The following is a 21,285-nucleotide window of genomic DNA, read 5'->3' on the forward strand; positions in this document are numbered from 1 at the left end:
AATTTCACCTCTTTAAAATAGATATCGTTATTTTAGTAACAATTCTTTCACTTTTTCGATTCGAGCCTTAACACTGCCATCAATTAGTGTATCTTCAGACCGTAATACGATTCCTCCAATAATATCACTATCAACTCGCGTATTTAAGACGACCTTTTTGGCTCCAATACGATTAGCAAAGGCATCAGCAATTTTTGATTGTTGATCATTATCCAACTCTACAGCAGAAGTAACTTCAGCTGTGACGATTGAATTTTCTTTGTTATAAAGCTTTCCAAATTCGTCAATAATGGTAACGACTTCAGTGTATCTTTGATATTCATCAATTATGTTGAATAGATTAATTAAGAAATCAGACCCATTTTCTAGAATGGGTTTTAATAACGACTGTTTTTGGTCAGCACTGGTTTGACTACTTTCCAAGATCGATGCTAATGAAGGATTTTCCTTAAATATTTTACGAACTTCAACAAGTTCAGAATATTCTTCATCTAACTTGTTTTGATCTTTTAGGGCATCCAACATTGCTTTTGCATATTTCTTTGCGGAAGTTATATTATCTGTCATTTAGCTTTCCCAACCCTTCAACATAAGAATCAACGAGAGCTTTTTGGTCATCCTCGTTTAATTCTTTAGAAATGATTTTGGAAGCGATCTCAACTGATAGACTTGCCACATCTTTCTTAGAGTTTGCCAATGCTTCTTGTCGTTCTCTCTCAATATCTTGTTCAGCAGAACTCTTAAGGTTTGAGGCATCTTGCCGAGCATCGTTGATAATTTGATCACGTTGCTTTTGACCAGAGTCCTTAGCTTGACTAATAATTCCACTAGCTTCTTCACGAGTGTTTTGAAGTTCTGCTTGTCTTTTACTTGCAAGATCAGCAGCTTCAGTCCGTGATTTTTCTGCGGAATCAATATCATTTGAGATTTTATCGGAACGATCTTGTAACATCTTGGTCAATGGTTTCCACGCAACTAGTTTAATCAACCACATTAAGATCAAGAAACTAATCATGACGAAAATCATATCACCAGTGTACAACTGTGTTCCTACTACAGAATACGAAAACATTTATTGGCACCTCCTTCTGAAATATTATTAATCGTCACTACTTGTTCATTACTAACAAAGCGACAACGAAGGCGATGATAGGCATAGCTTCAACCAAACCTACACCAATAAACATATTCGTACGTAATTGACCTGACATTTCTGGTTGTCTAGCCATACCATCTAACATTTTTGAAATAATAAGACCGTTACCAACACCAGCACCAATAGCGGCACCAGCCATAGCAATACCTGCAGCAATTGCTCCCATAATTAATAATCCTCCTTAAATTTTACTCCTCGACTTCAACTTTTCGAGAAATATAAACAGCTGATAATGTTACAAAAATAAAGGCTTGAATACATCCAATAAATACAGAGAAGCCTTGCCAAGCCAATTCAAGTGGTAAACTAACAACCCACATTAGTGGACCGCCCTTTACCGCCATACCTGTGATAATAGTTAATAACATTTCACCGGCATAGATATTACCGAATAGTCGTAGTCCTAAGGTCAAGAAATTAGTAAATTCCTCAAAGATGTTAACCACGAAAAACAGTGAAAATGGTTTAAGATAATTGGCAAAATGCTTCTTGTATCCTAGAGCCCTAATACCCATAAACTGAGCTAAAGTCAAAGTTAACAGCGACAACGTTAAAGTAACGATTGGATCAGCTGTTGGACTCTTAACATAGGTCACACCGGAAACATCAACGTGCAAGAATAATCCTAGTTGGTTAGCAACCAAGATGAATAAAAACAGCGTAAATGCCCAGAGTCCTAAATCTTTGCTCATTTCACCAGGGAGAGAGCCTCTAACGATTCCGTTAGTAAAATCAACCGCATACTCCAGAATGTTTTGACCCTTTCCAGGCTTAAGGCTTAAATGTCTAGACAAACCAAATACGATTCCAAATACAATAAGAAAAACAATCATAATTGAAATTAAGTTTCCAACGTTAAAAGTTAATCCTAAAAATTGAAAGGTAGAAGTAGGTTGTCCCACATAGTCTCACCTCTTTCCATGACAAATTCTACGCAACGTGTATCTAACTGGTTAGTGGTCGGGAAGACATCTCATACCAAAGATAAATTTGCGATGGTAATGAACGAAATTATAAATCCGTCCAAATACATTAGAAATCATACCACCAAACAAGCCAAAATTCAAAGCAATATTGACTTTAAAAAAACTTATTAGATAAGGTCGTTAACGACTTTTTAAACGCATATCAAAAAAGCAGAGGCAAAACTTCACCATCTGCAAATTAATTAATTATTTAGTTCCGAATAAACGGTCACCAGCATCCCCTAAACCGGGAATAATGTAACCATCATCACTTAGCTTATCGTCAAGTGCGGCGGTGTAGATATCAACGTCTGGGTGCGCTTCTTGTAATGCCTTAACTCCTTCAGGAGCAGAAACTAAGCAGACAAACTTGATGCTACTTGCACCGCGTTTTTTCAATGCATCGATGGCCATGATTGCTGAACCACCAGTTGCCAACATTGGGTCCACAACAAAAACTTGTCGCTGATCAATATCAGAAGGCAATTTTACAAAATATTCATGAGGCTCAAAAGTCTCTTCATCACGATACATACCAATGTGTCCAACTTTGGCTGCAGGAATCAAATCAAGAATTCCATCTACCATGCCGATTCCGGCTCTCAAAATTGGCACAACGGCAACTTTTTTACCCGAAATTTGCTTAGCATGGGCAATTGCGACTGGAGTTTGAACGTCAACATCTTCTAAAGGCATGTCTCGAGAAACCTCAAACGCCATTAACGTTGCAATTTCGTTAACAATTTGTCGGAAGTCTTTCGTACCACAATCCTTATTTCTTATCATTGTCAATTTATGTTGAATCAACGGATGATCCATAACTTGAAACTTACCCAAAGTATTCCACTCCTTCTTTATTCCAAACAATTGTATCACATTCATACCTGACTGTTGAGATAAGTTAGGCCTAATTAGCAATTTTAATGCAAAAAAAGAATTCCAACCGTCTCTGAGTTGGAATTCTGCTTAAATCTCTACTATTGTATTGGATATTTATCTGTTAATTCGATAGCTTGTTTAGCGACCTGTTGTAAATTAGCTTCATTTTCAGGATCATTGATAACTTGAAGAATCAATTTGGCAACAGTTCTACAATCATTTTCTTTAAATCCACGAGTAGTTATCGCAGGTGTTCCTAATCTTAAGCCACTAGTTTTCGAAGGTGGCAATGGATCGTTAGGAATCCCTTCTTTATTGGTAGTGATATGAACTTTATCTAATAAATCTTGTAGCTCAGCACCATTTAACCCACACTTCGAAAGATTCAAAGTCATTAAATGATTATCCGTACCGCCCGTCAAAACTGAGACTGTGTCTGATGACTGAAATACCTCGGCCATTGCCTGAGCATTTTTAATAATCTGTTTGGCATAATCTTTGAATTCTGGTTGTAAGTCTTCATAAAACGCTGCAGCTTTACCTGCTATTACATGTTCAAGTGGACCACCCTGACTACCAGGAAAAACAGCTGAATTCAATTTTTTAGCATATTCTTGTTTAGCTAAGATCATTCCACCACGAGGACCTCTTAAAGTCTTATGGGTCGTTGTAGTAACCACGTCAGCATATTCAACTGGATTAGGATGTAATCCTGCAGCAACTAATCCAGCGATATGAGCCATATCGACCATCAGATAAGCACCAACAGAATCAGCGATATCTCTGAATTTTTGCCAATCGATAATTCGGCTGTATGCAGAAGCCCCTGCTATGATGAGCTTTGGCTGAACTTCTTGTGCTTGTTTTGCAATAGCATCATAATCTAAAAGTTCAGTTTCAGAATTTAATTCATACGAATGAGCATCATAGAGCTTTCCAGAAAAGCTGACTTTCGCACCATGGGTAAGATGACCACCAGCATCTAAACCCATGCCCAAAATTGTATCCCCAGGCTTTAAAAAAGCAGCGTATGCAGCTTGGTTGGCTTGCGATCCTGAGTGAGGCTGAACATTTACATACTCAGCATTAAATAATTCCTTAGCTCGATCAATAGCCAGTTGTTCAACCACATCAATATATTCACAACCGCCATAGTAACGACGTCCAGGATAACCCTCAGCATACTTGTTAGTTAAGACTGAGCCTTGAGCAGCTCTGACAGCATTAGAAACAATGTTCTCTGAAGCAATCAATTCAATGTTATGTTGCTGACGATTTTCTTCATGACCGATTGCATCCCATAAGGCACGGTCCTGCGTTTGATAATCATAGTTCAACCTACAACACCTCACAATAATTTTTTAGTTCTCTAAAATTTCTGAAACGATACCTAAATTATAACTGCTTGAAATGCATTTGCCCAGCTGATTTGTTTAAGCGATTCATATAAGCCTCGCCCAGTCCAACTGGAGCCACGCCCTGAACAAAAATCGTTTTATATTCAGGCTGATCATCAAACGCTCTTAATTCGTTGAATAGATTATGGCTGGCATCTTGCACATCAGTTCCTAGAGAAATTTTTTCAATATTATTGGCCCAATCAACTGATTTTAAGTCCTTATCAAATGCCATCACACCGATTGGATCACTTGATTGATTATCTTTAACCCATTGATTAACGTCTTTCCAACTATCATCTGGGTCCACGATATATACCTGAGCATTGGGAGCATAATGTTTGTACTTCATGCCCGGAGCCTTTGGAACTTCATCTACGCCGACATGATGTAATTCATCCATAACAGGCTTACCAATAACCGCCTCAATTTGATCTTTAGTGACAGCGCCGGGTCTCAAGATTGCGGGTTGATCAGTAGACATATCTAGTACCGTTGACTCAACGCCAACCTCAGTCGGTCCATCATCTAAAATGGCGGCTATTTTACCTTTTAGATCGTGATAAACATGTTGAGCTGTGGTAGGGCTTGGTTTACCAGATGTATTGGCAGAAGGGCCAACCATTGGCTTACCAGAAGTTTTGATTAAGTTTAATGTTGTTTGGTTATTAGGAAATCTAAAAGCTGCCGTACTTAATCCACCAGTAACGGCTGGTGATAATACATTGGGCTTTAATTTAAAAATCATCGTCAAAGAACCTGGCCAGAAAGCATCCATCAATTTGTGGGCTTCAGCACTTAAAGTATCAGCAAAATGTTCAACAGTGGCAATATCTGCCACATGGACGATCAAGGGATTATCACTGGGACGCCCCTTAGCTTGGTACACTTGTTTAACAGCTGATTCATTAGTTGCATCAGCACCTAAGCCATATACAGTTTCAGTTGGAAAAGCGACTAGTTCACCAGCACGAATTAACTTAGCGGCCTCGTCAATTTGATCTGGTTTTAAAATTTTTGTTTCCATAATATACCTCCCAGTATTACTTCTTTAATTTAATCATTCGTTGATTACCTGCAACATCATGTCGTGAAGTAACCGATGCTTCATCAAAATGTTTCGTTAATAATTTTTCAACAGCCTGTTCTTGCTGGAATCCAATTTCAAAAAATAACATCCCACTACCATTTAGATGTTGATCCAAATTTGCGATGATCCGCTTATAAACGGCTAATCCATCATCTGGTGCAAACAAAGCTAACGCTGGTTCGTATTTGACCACACTGTCTCCCATGTCACCGATTTCTGATTCTGATATATATGGTGGGTTGCTGACGATAATGTCATATTTATCTGAGATGTTGTCAAACACGTCACTAAGAATGAACGAAATATCAACGTTTTGTTCTTTTGCATTCTCAGAAGCGATTTTTAAAGCTTCACTTGAAATGTCTGAAGCAGTCACATTAAAATTAGGCCGATTTTTCTTTATAGCAATCGCAATCGCACCACTTCCCGTGCCAATATCTAGGAACCGAAGTGACTCATCTTTGATCTCAGTTGTAGATTCTAAAATCCAATCGATCAATTCTTCAGTCTCAACTCGAGGAATAAGTACCTGCTGATTAACTTTTAATTGCATGCCATAAAAGTCAGCCTTGCCGATTGCATATTGAGGTGGCACGCCTGTAGCAATTTCATTAACCACTCGTTGAAACTCTTGCCAATCTTTTGAAGCCATTTCAGTTTGATTTTTTATCAACAACTGAACCTGCGAAATATTAAACAAGTGTGTCATGATAAAATCGACGTCGGTTAAAGTATTAAATTCTGAATTATCTTTTAAAGTAAAAGAAGCCCATTGGCGGGCTTCAAAGTATGTCTTAGTCATTATTTAAGTTCTCTAATTTTTGGGCTTGATCTGAAACAATCAAGGCATCAATAATGTCATCAAGTTCACCATTCATTACTCGGTCCAACTTGTTCAATGTCAAACCAATTCGATGATCAGTTACCCGGTTTTGTGGGAAGTTATAAGTTCTGATTCGTTCAGAACGATCACCAGAACCAACTGCAGATTTTCTTTCAGCGTTATATTGATCCTTTTCTTGTTGAGAATAGTAGTCATATACACGGGCTTTAAGAATCTTCATTGCTTTAGCACGGTTTTGTTGTTGTGAACGTTCATCCTGCATAGCTACCACGATTCCAGTAGGTAAATGAGTCATTCGCACAGCTGAAGAAGTCTTGTTAATATGCTGACCACCGGCTCCAGAAGAACGATAAACATCGGTTTTAATATCTTTAGGATCGATTTCGATATCAACATCTTCTTCTTCAGGCATAACACCCACTGTGGCAGTAGAAGTATGAACACGACCTGCTGATTCAGTTACTGGAATTCTTTGAACTCGGTGAGCACCATTTTCGTACTTAAGCTTTGAATAGACCTTGTTACCAGTAATCATCAAAACAATTTCCTTAAATCCACCAACTTCAGTGTCAGCTTCATCAACGATTTCAACGTTCCAACCTTGCTTTTCAGCATATTTTGAATACATATTAAATAAATCAGCTGCGAAGAGACTTCCTTCATCCCCACCAGCGGCCCCATGAATTTCCATGATGATGTTTTTATCATCATTAGGGTCTTTAGGTAGAAGCAAAATTTTCATTTCTTCTTCAAGTTGTTCTTTTTGATCACGTAAATCAGAAATTTCTTCTTTAACCATTGATTCTAATTCTGAATCATCGATTTTTCCTCGAAGCATCTCTTCATCATCATCTAACTGACTAGTAACATCCTTGTACTTAGTAAAAGTTGCTACTGTTTCTCGAAGATCAGCTTCTTCCTTTGAAAGCTTCATGAATTTTTGAGTGTCTGAAATGACTTCTGGATCACTGATCAACTCATTTAATTCATCATAACGGTCAACGACCGCTTGTAATTTGTCAAAAATTTCATCCATTAAATATTTTCCTCACTTTGTTGCTTAATCAGTGGATTGTAATAATGCTTACGACATACGGGGTAATATGATTCGTTACCACCCATTTGAATTTGTTCACCCTCATACACTGGTTTTCCATCATGAAATCTAAGGTTCATAATAGCTTTTTTGCCACAGAACCAGCAAATTGTTTTCATCTCTTCAATCTTATCTGCGTAAAGTAATAAGTACTCAGAACCCTCAAATAAGTGATTCTGAAAGTCATTCTTCAACCCAAACGCAATAACTGGAATATTTAATTCATCAACGATTTTTGCGAGTTGCAAAACGTGCTGTTTCTTTAAAAATTGGGCTTCATCAATCAAAACACAGCTAGCATTAGGATCAATTTTTTGGACCTGCTCAAAGACGTCTGTGTCGTCCATGATTGGGTATGCAGGTCGTTCCAGACCAATTCTTGAGGCAATCATTCCGTGCTTTTCACGAGTATCGACAGCACTAGTCATGATGACTACACTTTTGTTTTGTTCTTCGTAGTTATGGGCGACCTTAATAATCTCAATCGTCTTACCACTATTCATTGCTCCGTAACGATAAAAAAGTTGTGCCAATTTATCCACCCTTTTTCTGACAGTTTCCATTCCATTATACAGAATTCTTGCTAAAATATCGATACCTACTATTGAATCCATTGACAATCTATTAGCAAATCATTAAAAGTAATGATTATTTACCAATTCCACCAATCAATATGCTAAACTTAGTTTTTGGATTAAAAGTACTATATTGTTCAAAGGAGCAATCGACATGTCATTAAAAAGTTCATTTGCAAAGGCAGCAGGAAAATCTTCCTACTGGTTCCTTCACACTTTTCTAAATGGTGGTAGTTCCCTTCCTGGAAAAATCACCACTCGCATCGACCCTGACATCTTAGAAACATTAGGCCGAGATTATGACGTTATCGTGATTACTGGAACAAATGGTAAGACACTTACCACCGCTCTTACAGTTCAGGTATTGAAGCAAAAATACGAAAACATCTTAACTAATCCTTCTGGTTCTAACATGGAACAAGGAATCGTGACCACTTTCTTAACAGCTAAAAAGTCACGGAACCAACGTCCTTTGGCAGTACTTGAAGTTGATGAAGCTAATATCATCAAGGTTACCAAGTATATTAAGCCTAAGGCATTCGTTTTCACTAATATTTTCCGTGATCAAATGGATCGTTATGGTGAAATCTACACTACTTATCAAAAAATCATGGATGGGGTTGCTTTGGCACCTAATGCAACGATTATTGCTAATGGAGATGCTCCAATCTTCCATAGTAAGCAGTTGCCTAACCCAATGGTATTTTATGGTTTCAAAGATCAACCAGAGTCAGATATCAAAGCATCTCCAAATACCGATGGAGTTCTGTGTCCAAATTGTCAACACATTCTCCACTATAAATACATTAGTTACGCCAACTTAGGGGACTATTTCTGTCCAAATTGTGGATATTCACGTCCTGAACTAAACTTCGCATTAAACAAACGTATCGAATTAACTCCAACCTCATCAACATTCGAAATTGATGGCGAACCGATTAAGATTGGTATCGGTGGAGTTTATAATATTTATAACGCACTTGCAGCTTACTCAGTTGGCCGATTCATGGGCGTATCACCTGCTCAAATTCGTAAAGGATTTGAACAAGATGAACGAATTTTTGGTCGCCAAGAAGAAATTAACGTTAACGGTAAAGATGTAACTTTGATTTTAGTTAAAAATCCAGTTGGTCTTAATCAAGTTATCGATATGATTTCAACTGATAAGGATGAATTTTCGTTTATTGGATTATTAAACGCTAACTACGCTGACGGAATTGATACTAGTTGGATTTGGGATGGCGACTTTGAACGTCTACCAAAAATGAACATTAAACAATTCATCACTGGTGGTGAACGCTATAAAGACATCACCTATCGTTTGCAAGTGGCCGGCGTCGATCCTGCTAAACACTTAGTTGAACCCGACTTAGATAAAGTTGTGGAGATGATTGATGACACACCAACCAAAAAGGTGTATATTCTAGCAACGTATACAGCAATGTTAAGTTTGAGAAAGACATTTGCTTCGAAGGGTTATATTAAGGGAGGTATGGACTAATGAGTTACTCACTTAAAGTTGGTCATCTATATGGGGATTTAATGAACACCTATGGTGACATTGGTAATATTTTAGTTTTAAAGCACTTAGCCAAAGAAATGGGCGTTGAGATGGATGACGAAGTTGTCAGCCTTGATCAACCATTTGATAAAGACAAGTATGACATCGTCATTTTTGGCGGTGGTCAAGACTTCGAACAATCAATCATTTCTAAAGATATCCAAACTAAAAAAGCCGATTTGACCGACTTCATTGAGGATGGCGGATCAATGGTTGCCATCTGCGGTGGGTATCAGCTCCTAGGTCATTATTACATTGGTGCTAACGGTGAAAAGCTTGAAGGTATTGGTGCGTTAGACCACTACACTGAAAAACAAGAAGACCACCGATTCATCGGTAATATCTTGATTGAAAATCAAGAGACTGGTGAAAAGTACCGAGGCTTCGAAAACCATCAAGGAATCACTTTCTTAGGTGAAGGCGAACGCCCACTAGGTAACGTAATCGAAGGTTATGGTAACAATGGTGAAGACAAAACCGAAGGTGCCATTTACAAGAACGTCTACTGCACCTATTTCCATGGTCCAATCCTTGCTAGAAATAATCAAATCGCTAAGCATGTATTGATGAATGCTTTAAGTCGTAAGTACCCTGATGCTGATTTAACTGCACAAAAACAACTGCAAGTTTCTGAAACATTTTAGGTTTAATTAAAAGCAAAAAAAGTAGCCACTAACTATTTAGTGGCTACTTTTTTATTGATTAGATTCACTAATAAACGTGTGGATTAATTCACTACGGTACTTTAGAAATGGTTCACCTACTACTTGCGGGTGCACCCGGTTTGATAAATACACTAAACCACGATGATGCTGTTTATCAATAATCAACAGTGTCCCCGTATATCCCGTATGAAGAATAATTGGTTGTTGCTGATAGTAAGTTAAAATCCAGCCAAAAGATCGAATTCCTAGATGCGTGGGCGTCTGATCTTGGTAAATTCCCGCCAACATTTTATCGTTAAGGACATCCTTAAAATCATCTCGGTTTTCACCTAAAATAAAACGCACGAATTTTTCTAAGTCTCTTTGAGTAGAAAACATTCCCGCCGCCCCACTATCAGAACCTAATATTTGAGTTTTCGGATCATGAACCATTCCTCTTAACAACCCGTATTTGGGTACGATTTGGGTTGGAACTACCTGCGAGGAATCTTGGGGATTAAAGGTAGTTTCTGTCATTTTTAACGGCCGCAATACTCTCTCAGTCATCAACTGCTGAATTGGCTTACCAGCAATTCGCGAAGCAATCCATCCCAAGAACAGGAAATTAGTGTCTTGATAACGAAGTACCTGCGAGCGCTTGTCACCTGATGACAGACCAAGTTCTGCTTGAATAAGTTGTTCTTTTGGCAATTCATTGCGATGAGGAATATACCCGACAATATCTGAAGTATGAGTCAATAGGTTGCGAATAGTCACTTCTGGGGAATGCCATTCCGGTAAGTACTTACTGATCGAATCTTCAAGACCTATCTGGCCATCACTAGTTAATTGTAAAATCACGTTAGTTGTCCCAACAACCTTAGTTAAAGATGCCAGATCATATAATTCATTTGGCTGTAATGGGATTTCAGTTGGCTCCAATTCTTGTTGCCCCACCTGTCCCTCTAAATGATCAACGCCATCGATAACCGTGTAAGACGCGCCAGGAACGATGTGTTTGTCGACTCCATCTTTTATTTTGGCAATTGTTTTATCAAATTTCATTTTTATCAGCTCTCATATCATTGATATTTCCATGATACCATTCCGGCTTAATCATCACCGCATTTTTCTGGTACAATTAAACAAAGAAATATTTTTACGGAGGCCTAAAGATGGCAAGTAATTCAGATACAATATTTCATGTATTAAATTATATCAAAAAGCATCCACAGCAAGTCATCATGGATAATGATCAGTATAAAAATGCCGTTTCATTCTACCTGGATGACCAAGTTAAAGTTGGCAATCCCGAAATATACTTTCCAGAGAAAAATCTGACTATTAACCGAATGACTGAAGATTTTATTGCCAAAAATGGCGACCTACTGGATTATTTTCACGGTCAAACCAAGGTATCAGACCAAAATTATCACGACCTGTGGGTAACCACCAGTCATCTAGCCAACCAAAAACGATATTTGGTCGACTTATCATTCGAATAAATGAAATGGAGTTTACAAAATGGGGGTACAACTGCTCGACATCATTACTAAATTAGCATCATACGCGATGGTAATTTGTTTTGGATTATTTGCGTATTATAAAATTACAGATAAGTCCACTAATATTCATTACGGCCGATATGCCCTATTATCACTAATAATTATGATTATGTTTGGAACAGCTTTCTTCTTAACGCCTCAAGGCCAGCACATTTTAAAAACGGGTGACACTTCTGATACCGTATTATCGGGATCAGCTAAGAAAAAAGCCGTTATAAAAAATCCAGTTACGGCAGTGACAAAGACTTATAACGACACCAATAACCTAATTTTTAAGCATCCTACCGAAGTGACTCTTAAGAGTAAAAAGCTCAACGTGACTGTGGCCGATTCCAGAGACACCAATGGTTCATTGAAATTGGCAACTGCAGAAATACTAACTACACTCAAGCAATCCAATTTAAAGGATATCAATAACATTCAAATCACATATCGACCACTCAATAGCCAAAAAACCAGACTGAAATATCAACTAAGTAAGTCGCAACTGATCAACTCTTTACCTAAAAAAGTCACGACAAATAATTTGAATAAGTTTGCAAACTAAAAAGCAAGCCAACACCACGTTGGCTTGCTTTTATTTATTAATCAGTATGTTGTTAAAATATAAACGACGTCACCCGTCATTTTCTAGAAAATTAGTGACTACATCGTTTGCTTTAAGAACAAAATGGTGTCGTCGTATACATCATCCAAATAGCCTTTAGCATGACGAGAACCAGTTAAGAATCTAGTTCTAACAGGAATATTGTGTTCAACTAAGGTCTTTTCAAGTTGAAGAACACCACTAGTTGGCACGAATTCGTTCATTGAATTAGCTAAGTACATTGGTCCTGTTTTGTCAGTAACGCGATGGTATGGAGTTGCAGGTTCAAACTCGGCTTGGTTGCCATCAAAGTAGTTAACGACAAACCACTTGTAAAATGCGTCGTTGGCACCAGTTTGATTGATTTCTGAACTAGCTGTACTGTTAAATGTATTATTTGTATCACCAGGTTGTGGAACAACATCCTCATGCTTAGACAACCAATCATCAATGTCTAAGATTCCTGATAAGGAAACCACTGGGATTCCATACTTAATTCCCATTTCAACAGACATATTTCCACCAGCTGAAGAACCAACAACGCCAATGTGGTCATGGTCAAATGAATAATCAGAAGCTTTCAACCAACTGTAAAGATCGTCCATATCTTCAAGTGGAGCTGGGTAATGAGCAGCAGGTGTGTAGCGATAATTAGGAACTGCTACAAAGTAACCCTCTTTAGCAAGACGCTCTCCCCAATCAGCATCCTTACTCTTGTCACCACGGAACCAGCCACCACCATGAATATCAATAATGGCACCAGAATAAGATTTTAAATCTGCGTCGTAATATATATCAGTCTTTAAGTCTTTATCTAAATTGTAAACAACATCTAATTCACTTTTAATTGCTGTCATATTGGACAACCCCCTTCATTAATACAATTAGTATAAGGCTGTTATCTGTGCAATGAAAGCATTTGGCTTGCCCAAGAATAAACAAAAAAGTCCAAAACGTTAGGTAAAACCCGACATTTTGGACTTTCTTTTTTAATTATCACCCGCACGGGGCTCGAACCCGTAACTCCGCCTTGAGAGGGCGACGTCTTAAACCAGTTTGACCAGCGGGCAATGTGATTGTCGCTCAAACTTACTATAATAATTTATCGCATTAACGCCGGCTTGTCAAGTTTTCTCAGCCATATTTTGATTTGACAAACCTTTTAAATATCGATATCATATTATTTGTTAATAATTCATTGGGTATTCGCCAAATTGGTAAGGCAGCGGACTCTGAATCCGTAATTTACTGGTTCGAGCCCAGTATACCCAATCTTGATATCTACTGTGACTATTAGTCTTTAAGAGACTATGGTCACAGTTTTTTTGTATGAATAGATATTTTTGATACAAATGTATAAACTGTCCATTTCGTTTTTCATATAATAACAAAAAGGTTCTCACAACCTATTTCGTTGTGGGAACCTTTTTTACCTATCTTAAAGACGCTTATTTAATTCATCACCAATTTCTTCAAATCCTGGTTTACCCAGCAACCCAAACATATTAGTCTTATATGCTTCAACCCCAGGTTGATTAAATGGATTAATTCCGTTTAAGTAACCTGAAATGGCGATTCCAATTTCGAAGAAGTAGATCAAATATCCAAGTGAGTATTCATTAAGTTCTGGCATATGAACTGTCATAACTGGCACCCCACCATCGGTATGAGCTAAAACAACCCCTTCATAAGCCTTAGTATTAACCCAATCCATTGATTTGCCTTCAAGATAACCAAGCCCATCTAAGTCCTTATCAGCAGAAGGAACGATAATGTCCTCGTTTGGCGTATCCAACTTAACTACTGTTTCAAATAAGTTTCTCAAGCCTTCTTGAATGTATTGACCTAAGGAATGTAAATCGGTAGTGAAGTTAGCTGAAGATGGGTAAATTCCTTTTTGATCCTTACCTTCAGATTCACCTGCCAATTGTTTCCACCATTCAGAAAACATTCTCAAGTTTGGTTCATAGTTTTCCAATAATTCTGTGGTGTAACCCTTACGGTACAAGATGTTTCTCAATGCAGCATACTTGTAGGCATCGTTCTTAGTAACATCAGGATCAGTCAATTCATTTTGAGCATCACGGGCACCGTGCATTAAATCGTCGATATTACCGCCAGACACGGCAATAGGCAATAAACCAACTGGACTCAATACTGAGTAACGACCACCAACACCATCAAGAATAACAAAGGATTCCCAACCGTTAACATCAGCTTCACGCTTTAAAGCACCGCGTTTAGCATCGGTAGTAACGTAAATTCTTCCATTAGCTTCTTTTTCGCCATACTTTTGCATTAATTTTTCTTTGAACACTCTGAATGCAATTGCTGGTTCAGTGGTAGTACCTGATTTAGAAATAACATTAATTGAAAAGTCATCATCACCAACCAAGTCCAACAATTCGCTCAAGTATGATGAGCTCAATGAGTTACCAGCAAAAATTACTTGAGTTTCATCGGATTTTCTAGTGTAGAAGTTGTTGTGTAAAACATCAATAGCCATTTGGCCGCCAAGATATGAACCACCAATTCCAATAGTGATTAAATATTTTGAATCACTACGAATTTTATCTGCGGCCTTTTGAATCCGGGCAAACTCATCTTGATCATAATTAGTTGGTAACTCCAACCAATCACGATACTCGCTACCTGCACCAGTGCCGTTTCTCAATTGGTCATCAGCAGCATTAACCATTGCTTGCATTTCTGACAATTCATTCTCATGAACGAATTTACTTAATTTAGAACTATCTAATTTGATGTATGCCATCTTTACTTACCATCCTTAATGTCTTTTGCTTGGTTCTCAGAATCTGGATTGGATTTACTGTGTCCTTCATCTGGGAAGACAATTATAAATGTTGTGCCTTCATCGAGCGTAGATTGCACTGAGATTGTACCGCCGTGCTGTTTAACTAACTGATGCACAATTGCTAACCCTAAACCGGATTCACCATATTCGCCACTGCGACGAGAGGCGTCGGCTTTGTAGTAGCGTTCAAAGATATTTCTTTTCTGCTCCTCGCTCATTCCAATTCCGGTATCAGCTATTCGGATAATGGTTTCGTTAAATCCCCGTTCACCAATAATGGTAACTGTACCATTTTCCGTGAATTGTAGTGCATTGTTAACGATATTGATAATAATTTCTGAAAAGCGATCATAATCTGCGTAAACCGGCAATTCTTTAGGTGATTTAATGATTAATTCATCACCCGCATCCTTTGCCTTATTACTCAATTGTTCTACAACGTTCGTAATTAAATTATACGCATTAAAGTTTATTCTATCCAGTTGAATTGAGTTAGTTCTGATTTTTTCGTAATCTAAGTTATCATTGACCAAGCGAATCAGCCTTTGAGTTTCACTATTCATCAGTTCAAAGCTTTTGTCTCTTGCTTCAGTGGGAATGACATCATATCTAATTCCTTCAAGAATTCCAGATATTGTAGTTAATGGCGTGCGCATCTCATGAGCAGCATCTGCTAAAAATTCTTGACGGCGCTCCTCTTGACGTTCAATTTCTTGATTAGCCTCTTTTAAAGATGAAGTCATGTGGTTAAAATCCCCAATTAACTGACTTATTTCATCATTGCCTCTGTTAGGAAGTTGAATGTCATAATTACCATTAGCCACCTGTTTAGCTGCACTTCGTAGTTTTGCAACACGCCGGTTCATACGACTAGCAAGAAATAAACTGACTACCATAGAAATAACCAGTGCCACCACTAAACCAACCAATAGATTTCGATTGATTCTTTTAACATTTGAATTGAGATTAGAAACAAAAGATCCCGTAACTACCGCCGCTACTAATTTTTTATTATAGTAATATGGCTTAACAACTTCGATCATCGCAGGTCTAGTCTTGCCATCATTCATTTTTTTGGAACGATTACTAATCTTTCTGACAATTCTTCCGTTTTTGATACTATTCCAATCACTTTTGGTAATATTGGTTGAAATTCCATCATTAGGAAATAATACCTGTTTTTTTGCACTAAAAATCGTAAAATGGGCAGACTGATTGTCTAACATTGCCTCACTAGTTTTTAAGCTCAAATTATTAAACGAAACACTGTTATCTTTTTTATTAATAATTAGTGACTGCTGTATTAAGCTATCTGAATAATTCTCTAGTCGCTGCCAAGTACTATCGTAGACAAATGCTTTACTCATTCTTGAAAAGGAAAAACCAAGTAATAAAATTATGAATGCTATCACCACAAAAAATGCTAGCAACTGCTGATAAATCATTTTCATTTTTGATTATCCACTTCACTATCATCGAACTTGTAACCCACTCCCCACACGGTTTGAATAACTTGAGGCCCAACTTGTTCGATTTTTTTCCTGAGTTTTTTAACATGGGCATCAACGGTTCGTTCATCACCGTAATATTCATAATCCCAAACTAACTCTAATAATTGCTCGCGAGAAAATACTTGTCGCGGTTTTTGACCCAAAGTTTTGAGTAACTCAAATTCTTTCGGAGTCAATCCTGGTATTAATTTGCCATCCAAATATGCCTCACGAGTTTTGACATTCAATCTAAAGTGATCTGTTAATATTTGTTCATCACTATTATGACCATTTTCCTGTTCTTCATTGGTATCAGCGGTATTGTTTTGTGATCGCCTTTGAAGTGCCTTGATTCTGGCAACTAGCGTAATAGGCGAAAATGGTTTAGTAACGTAATCATCTGCACCCATCTCAAATCCTAAGACCTGATCACTATCCGAATCTCTAGCTGTTAACATAATAATTGGTACCGAAGCTGATTCCTTACGAATTTCTTGAGCCACCTGCATGCCATCTTTTTTTGGTAAGTTCAGATCTAATGTAATGATGTCCCAGCCTTGTGGATCTTTATTGAAAATGTCCATTGCCTCTTCACCATCATAAGCATATGAAACATTCCATCCTTCCTTTTGAAAAAACATCGACATCATTTCTGATACAGATTTATTATCTTCAATCATTAATAAATTCATTTAATCTCTCCTAATAACTAATTGCATCGACAGTGTTTTCATACAAATGTTTTTTCAGATGACCTGTTGAAATGATTTCTAATCTACCAGTCCATGGGTCATTGTAGTAAATCGTGTGTTTATTAAATCCAACTATCAAAATAAAACTGTTTTTTAGATTATTCATACCAGCAACCCGGAGCAAGATTGGCTTACGTCTCATTAATTGAGTTTGTAACTGTCGCATGTTGACTTTTCGCAAGTCTTTAATGGAATGCGTGTGATCGATAATAATTGATTTTAAATCAATTAAATCAGTTGAAGTATCATTCCACTTTTTCACGGCATCTAGAACAACATCGTATCCAATTGAATCACGCGAGCCACTTGTCAATAACATCATCAGCGCAGTCGCTTGATTATCAATATCACTTTGCGACTCTTGTTGAATAGGTTTAATAGCTAATCGGCGATAGTTAGCCTTCACACTACGTTTTAGAATCCAGCCCGAAATATCATCAATGGTAAATTTATACCATGCTTGTTTATTAAAAAAACTAAGTTCATCGATTAATAGATCTTGTCCAGCGACGCTATCTGGAAAGCTAACCTTGCGATTGCTTTTATCAGTCGCGTCATCTAGATCCCTGATATACCAGTTATCACCGGCCACAGGTTTTAAGCGCACATAAAATGGATTAGGGCGCTCATTTGCAATTGAGATTTTTCTCATTATGTTCACCTCATGTAATATCTATTTTACCAATAAACAGCTTAACTTGCTTGAAAAGTCCAAAGATTGTTATTATTAACTCGTACATAATAAATCATGTTAGGTGGTAAATTCCATGTATAAAGCAATTGCGTTTTTTGACCTTGATCACACTCTATTGAATGAACAGACTAAAGTTGACGACGAAGTAGTGGACGCAATGAAACAGCTTCGAGAAAATAATGTTCTGCCCGTCATTTCTAGTGGACGAAATATTTTTGAAATTACCGAGATTCTGAATCGCACAGGAATCGACACGGTGGTTGGAGCCAATGGTAGTTATGTTGAATACGAAGGCAAACCAGTCTATAAATCACTCATTTCCAATGAATTGATCGAAGAATTTATGGAATTTGCCAAACCATTTGATGATTCAGTGACTGTTTATAATGATGAAGACTACCGAATTAATTTTGTAAACGATAATGTCAAAAGTAACTACGCATCAATCAATACCCCTATTCCGCCTCTTGGTGTGAATGATTATATTAAGAATCATGAAATCGTCATGATGGTCATCAACACTGTCGGTCATGACAAAGATTATATCGATAAGTTTGCTGGTAAATTAACTTTCTATAGAAACACGCCATATAGTATGGATGTTGTGATGGATGGTGGATCTAAAAAACGTGGAATTCAAGAACTACAAAAAAATGCTGGGTTAGAAAACATACCAACTTACGCTTTTGGCGATGGAAACAATGATGTTCCTATGCTTGAATACGTTGACCATCCTGTAGTTATGGGAAATGGTCTCCCACACGTTAAAGAACTGGCAGAGTTCATTACCACCAATAATACTAATCATGGTATTGTGAATGGTTTAAAACATTTTGATTTGATTTAACAAACATAATATCTGCACTGAGGTGCTTATATGCTCGGACGCGGGTTCGACTCCCGCCGACTACATTTTATAGCATCTAGAACAGACACAGTAAAATAATAAACAAGGGACGTCCTATATGGATGCCCCTTGTTTATTTAGATATCTAGATTATTTCGTAGCAATCAATATTTTGGTACTTAGTGCCCCATACATACCATTAATACCAGCATGGGCAATGTGGATATCACTAACACCAAGATGTTTTAATCTATTTTGATATTCCTTCACGTGCTCAATATCTAAAACAACGATTTTACCACCTGGCTTTAACACTCTGTATGCCTCATCGATTGCCTTTTCTCGACTACTTTTGGGCTTCACATTGTGAATCGAAAGGCTAGCTACAACGTAATCAAAATAATTATCTTCAAAAGATAACTTAGTCATGTCTCCTGTCACCAATTCACTAACTGAAGCAAGCCCTAGACTCTGAATATTTTGTTGCGTTTCTCCAATAGAATTTCCTGACTGGTCGCCACGATTCCAAATATCAAGGGCAAAAACTTTACCAGGTTCCTTTAATTTTCGTGCGATTTCAATCAAAAAAGCTCCATGACCTGTGCCCAAATCTAGTATTTTTGACTCGCTATTTAAGTTTAAGCTTGTCACTAATCTTTTAATGCTCTTATATTTTCCAATAAGTGAAGTATATAAATACAGAGCTCCAAACAAGATAAACACAGTTGGGATAATACACCGTGTCCAGATTTCTGAGATGATTCACATAGTTAATCCGATTATACCAACCAGCAAAAACGTAATTGGTACCAGTGGTGCATCAATTCCTTTTTTCATAAAGCATCTCCTCTTTGTATAAACCACATTGTTAAATAATACATGTTTTTTTGGACCAGTAGCAAGCACATTCGTATTTAAGAATAAATGAGATAAGTTATTATTGCATCAAAGAAAGCAAAAACAATTCAAAATCATTAAGAACCTCTTTAGTTATTCCAATTCACTTGGCAACATGCCGTTGAATATATCAAAATGAAACTGGGAGATGAAATCTATGAATAACAAAATTATTAATGGTTTATTTATTGGTCTAACAAGTTTAGGAATTGGCTTTGCTATTAACCAGCCACGTACTTATGCATCATCATATCGCTGGATTAAGACTAAGCAGTACAATAATATTCCCTTTCATGCTAAGACAACTAATTCCGCTTATATGTGGAACTGGAATCACACGAAACGGATACATAATCTAAAAAATTATCCCAAAACTACTTGGTACTTATCACAAAGTGTCAAGATGACAAAGGGTCGAAAATCTGGAATTTTTTATCAGGTTACAAGTGGTAATGGTCGTGTATCTGGGTATGTTTGGCGCGGTTATTTAACCAGTGGAATTAATCAAACAAGTCCCTCAAGTGCTTCAACTTCAACCACTGATCAAAACAGTCTAAGTAACACCCAAAATAATAACTACACAAAACAGATTTTAAGCCATCTGACTGGACTTACTGTTGACCCATCATTATCAAAAGCAGCAGATAAAATTATAACGGGTACGAACGAAGGCAAAGATAATGATGGCACCTACTACGATGCAATTAATTATTTATCAGAAAGTGAGCAGTCAAGCTTGGTTGCAGTTAATGGAGGTGCCACTGCCACAAATAAATGGGACGGCAAAGAACCTTACGACACATTTATCACTCGTGCATTTGCTGATGCAAAATTTTCACCATCCAACTATGTTGGCTGGCGTGTAGGAGTTTCGGCAGCAAAAACTGACATTAACTATGACGGTGCTTCACATAACAAAGGTGAGTTCATAATATTATTACTACCACCAGTTGGATCACGACTAACTGATGTCCAACTTGCTAATGCTTTGCCTGAGTTGTACCAACTTTTCCCTGGAACAACTAAGGACCCTCGACTAGAAAACATGGCCACAACTTTAGCAAATGCTGACGATGAAGAACCAGATGATAGCCGCGCAACCTACGATGATGCAACTAAATTCCTTACTTCAAACGAAAAATCATCAATGAAAGGGTTATTTGGTTCTATTAGTACTAATGAATTAAATAAAGTTAACTCAACTAAAGATTACGTTGAATTAATTAAACAGTCACTTCTAAAAAATGACCCTAATTTTGCAACTAAGTATCAAGGGTATTCAATTGGTATTGGATTAACTAAATTTGGTATTACCTACTTCGGCAATAATCCCGGTAGTTACGACATCTATTTATTACCACCAACAAAATAAAAAACAAAAGAGTCAGAGAAATAATATATTTCCCTAACTCTTTTTCATTTGCAAAAAATT

The 21,285-nt window shown here is 37.3% G+C and carries 23 protein-coding genes and 2 tRNA genes; 7 read left to right on the plus strand and 18 right to left on the minus strand.

Features of this window, described 5'->3' with window-relative positions:
• Positions 1 to 27 precede the first annotated feature (27 nt).
• From atpH to O0236_RS06420, 10 genes are all read right to left on the minus strand, one after another.
• Positions 28 to 567: an ATP synthase F1 subunit delta gene (gene atpH / locus O0236_RS06375; protein ID WP_268913276.1), complete on the minus strand. Its 540-nt coding sequence runs from the start codon at positions 565 to 567 to the stop codon at positions 28 to 30.
• Entirely contained in the window at positions 557 to 1,072 is a 516-nt protein-coding gene (atpF, locus tag O0236_RS06380; protein WP_268913277.1) for a F0F1 ATP synthase subunit B, read from the minus strand. Before atpF ends, atpH begins: the two co-directional genes overlap by 11 nt.
• Positions 1,073 to 1,109: 37 nt before the next feature.
• Positions 1,110 to 1,322 carry a F0F1 ATP synthase subunit C gene (gene atpE, locus O0236_RS06385; RefSeq protein WP_125008621.1) on the minus strand — a complete coding sequence of 71 codons (213 nt, stop codon included), beginning with the start codon at positions 1,320 to 1,322 and terminating at the stop codon, positions 1,110 to 1,112.
• 22 nt (positions 1,323 to 1,344) lie between these two features.
• Entirely contained in the window at positions 1,345 to 2,058 is a 714-nt protein-coding gene (gene atpB / locus O0236_RS06390; RefSeq protein ID WP_268913278.1) for a F0F1 ATP synthase subunit A, read from the minus strand.
• Positions 2,059 to 2,328: 270 nt separating this feature from the next.
• Positions 2,329 to 2,958, minus strand: a complete 630-nt coding sequence (upp, locus tag O0236_RS06395; protein ID WP_268913279.1) for a uracil phosphoribosyltransferase — start codon at positions 2,956 to 2,958, stop codon at positions 2,329 to 2,331.
• Positions 2,959 to 3,098: 140 nt separating this feature from the next.
• Entirely contained in the window at positions 3,099 to 4,337 is a 1,239-nt protein-coding gene (gene glyA, locus O0236_RS06400; RefSeq protein ID WP_268913280.1) for a serine hydroxymethyltransferase, read from the minus strand.
• Positions 4,338 to 4,395: 58 nt separating this feature from the next.
• A complete protein-coding gene (locus O0236_RS06405) occupies positions 4,396 to 5,424 on the minus strand; it encodes an L-threonylcarbamoyladenylate synthase (protein ID WP_268913281.1) in 1,029 nt (342 codons plus the stop codon).
• 16 nt (positions 5,425 to 5,440) lie between these two features.
• Positions 5,441 to 6,289, minus strand: coding sequence for a peptide chain release factor N(5)-glutamine methyltransferase (prmC, locus tag O0236_RS06410; RefSeq protein WP_268913282.1), 849 nt, complete (start codon positions 6,287 to 6,289; stop codon positions 5,441 to 5,443).
• Positions 6,282 to 7,367 carry a peptide chain release factor 1 gene (gene prfA, locus O0236_RS06415; protein WP_268913283.1) on the minus strand — a complete coding sequence of 362 codons (1,086 nt, stop codon included), beginning with the start codon at positions 7,365 to 7,367 and terminating at the stop codon, positions 6,282 to 6,284. Before prfA ends, prmC begins: the two co-directional genes overlap by 8 nt.
• On the minus strand, positions 7,367 to 7,960 hold the full coding sequence (locus tag O0236_RS06420) for a thymidine kinase (protein ID WP_268913312.1): 594 nt from the start codon (positions 7,958 to 7,960) through the stop codon (positions 7,367 to 7,369). The genes prfA and O0236_RS06420 overlap by 1 nt, the downstream gene beginning before the upstream one ends.
• 196 nt (positions 7,961 to 8,156) lie before the next feature.
• On the opposite strand from O0236_RS06420, the gene O0236_RS06425 reads away from it, so the two are divergent.
• Together O0236_RS06425 and O0236_RS06430 are read left to right on the plus strand one after the other, a co-directional pair.
• On the plus strand, positions 8,157 to 9,503 hold the full coding sequence (locus O0236_RS06425) for a Mur ligase family protein (protein ID WP_268913284.1): 1,347 nt from the start codon (positions 8,157 to 8,159) through the stop codon (positions 9,501 to 9,503).
• Positions 9,503 to 10,207 (plus strand): type 1 glutamine amidotransferase, encoded by a 705-nt coding sequence (locus O0236_RS06430; RefSeq protein WP_268913285.1) that lies wholly within the window; start codon positions 9,503 to 9,505, stop codon positions 10,205 to 10,207. The genes O0236_RS06425 and O0236_RS06430 overlap by 1 nt, the downstream gene beginning before the upstream one ends.
• 51 nt (positions 10,208 to 10,258) lie before the next feature.
• On the opposite strand, the gene O0236_RS06435 is transcribed toward O0236_RS06430, so the two are convergent.
• The gene (locus O0236_RS06435; RefSeq protein ID WP_268913286.1) at positions 10,259 to 11,272 is read right to left on the minus strand and encodes a serine hydrolase domain-containing protein; all 1,014 of its coding nucleotides are present in this window, start codon (positions 11,270 to 11,272) and stop codon (positions 10,259 to 10,261) included.
• Between the two features lie 110 nt (positions 11,273 to 11,382).
• Between O0236_RS06435 and O0236_RS06440 the strand changes: the two genes are divergently transcribed.
• Positions 11,383 to 11,712: a hypothetical protein gene (locus tag O0236_RS06440; RefSeq protein WP_268913287.1), complete on the plus strand. Its 330-nt coding sequence runs from the start codon at positions 11,383 to 11,385 to the stop codon at positions 11,710 to 11,712.
• Between the two features lie 19 nt (positions 11,713 to 11,731).
• Positions 11,732 to 12,319 carry a hypothetical protein gene (locus tag O0236_RS06445; RefSeq protein WP_268913288.1) on the plus strand — a complete coding sequence of 196 codons (588 nt, stop codon included), beginning with the start codon at positions 11,732 to 11,734 and terminating at the stop codon, positions 12,317 to 12,319.
• Between the two features lie 98 nt (positions 12,320 to 12,417).
• On the opposite strand, the gene O0236_RS06450 is transcribed toward O0236_RS06445, so the two are convergent.
• Together O0236_RS06450 and O0236_RS06455 are read right to left on the minus strand one after the other, a co-directional pair.
• Complete coding sequence (locus O0236_RS06450) at positions 12,418 to 13,215, minus strand: alpha/beta hydrolase (RefSeq protein ID WP_268913289.1); 798 nt, start codon at positions 13,213 to 13,215, stop codon at positions 12,418 to 12,420.
• Between the two features lie 139 nt (positions 13,216 to 13,354).
• Positions 13,355 to 13,428: transfer RNA gene (locus tag O0236_RS06455), tRNA-Glu, on the minus strand.
• 129 nt (positions 13,429 to 13,557) lie between these two features.
• On the opposite strand from O0236_RS06455, the gene O0236_RS06460 reads away from it, so the two are divergent.
• Positions 13,558 to 13,630, plus strand: a tRNA-Gln gene (locus O0236_RS06460).
• A gap of 166 nt (positions 13,631 to 13,796) precedes the next feature.
• On the opposite strand, the gene O0236_RS06465 is transcribed toward O0236_RS06460, so the two are convergent.
• From O0236_RS06465 to O0236_RS06480, 4 genes are read right to left on the minus strand one after another with little or no spacing between them, the layout of a single operon-like run.
• The gene (locus O0236_RS06465; protein WP_268913290.1) at positions 13,797 to 15,131 is read right to left on the minus strand and encodes a glucose-6-phosphate isomerase; all 1,335 of its coding nucleotides are present in this window, start codon (positions 15,129 to 15,131) and stop codon (positions 13,797 to 13,799) included.
• Positions 15,132 to 15,133: 2 nt separating this feature from the next.
• Complete coding sequence (locus O0236_RS06470) at positions 15,134 to 16,624, minus strand: sensor histidine kinase (protein ID WP_268913291.1); 1,491 nt, start codon at positions 16,622 to 16,624, stop codon at positions 15,134 to 15,136.
• Complete coding sequence (locus O0236_RS06475) at positions 16,621 to 17,355, minus strand: response regulator transcription factor (RefSeq protein WP_268913292.1); 735 nt, start codon at positions 17,353 to 17,355, stop codon at positions 16,621 to 16,623. The genes O0236_RS06470 and O0236_RS06475 overlap by 4 nt, the downstream gene beginning before the upstream one ends.
• A gap of 10 nt (positions 17,356 to 17,365) precedes the next feature.
• Positions 17,366 to 18,067: a papain-like cysteine protease family protein gene (locus O0236_RS06480; RefSeq protein ID WP_268913293.1), complete on the minus strand. Its 702-nt coding sequence runs from the start codon at positions 18,065 to 18,067 to the stop codon at positions 17,366 to 17,368.
• 115 nt (positions 18,068 to 18,182) lie between these two features.
• Between O0236_RS06480 and O0236_RS06485 the strand changes: the two genes are divergently transcribed.
• A complete protein-coding gene (locus tag O0236_RS06485) occupies positions 18,183 to 18,956 on the plus strand; it encodes a Cof-type HAD-IIB family hydrolase (RefSeq protein WP_268913294.1) in 774 nt (257 codons plus the stop codon).
• Between the two features lie 150 nt (positions 18,957 to 19,106).
• On the opposite strand, the gene O0236_RS06490 is transcribed toward O0236_RS06485, so the two are convergent.
• Positions 19,107 to 19,679 carry a class I SAM-dependent methyltransferase gene (locus O0236_RS06490; protein ID WP_329608917.1) on the minus strand — a complete coding sequence of 191 codons (573 nt, stop codon included), beginning with the start codon at positions 19,677 to 19,679 and terminating at the stop codon, positions 19,107 to 19,109.
• A gap of 331 nt (positions 19,680 to 20,010) precedes the next feature.
• Here O0236_RS06490 and O0236_RS06495 point away from each other — a divergent pair, with 331 nt between their 5' ends.
• Complete coding sequence (locus tag O0236_RS06495; RefSeq protein WP_268913296.1) at positions 20,011 to 21,225, plus strand: hypothetical protein; 1,215 nt, start codon at positions 20,011 to 20,013, stop codon at positions 21,223 to 21,225.
• The last annotated feature ends 60 nt before the right edge of the window (positions 21,226 to 21,285 follow it).

This window comes from Lentilactobacillus sp. SPB1-3, from assembly GCF_026913205.2.
In the GTDB taxonomy this organism is placed as follows: domain Bacteria; phylum Bacillota; class Bacilli; order Lactobacillales; family Lactobacillaceae; genus Lentilactobacillus; species Lentilactobacillus terminaliae.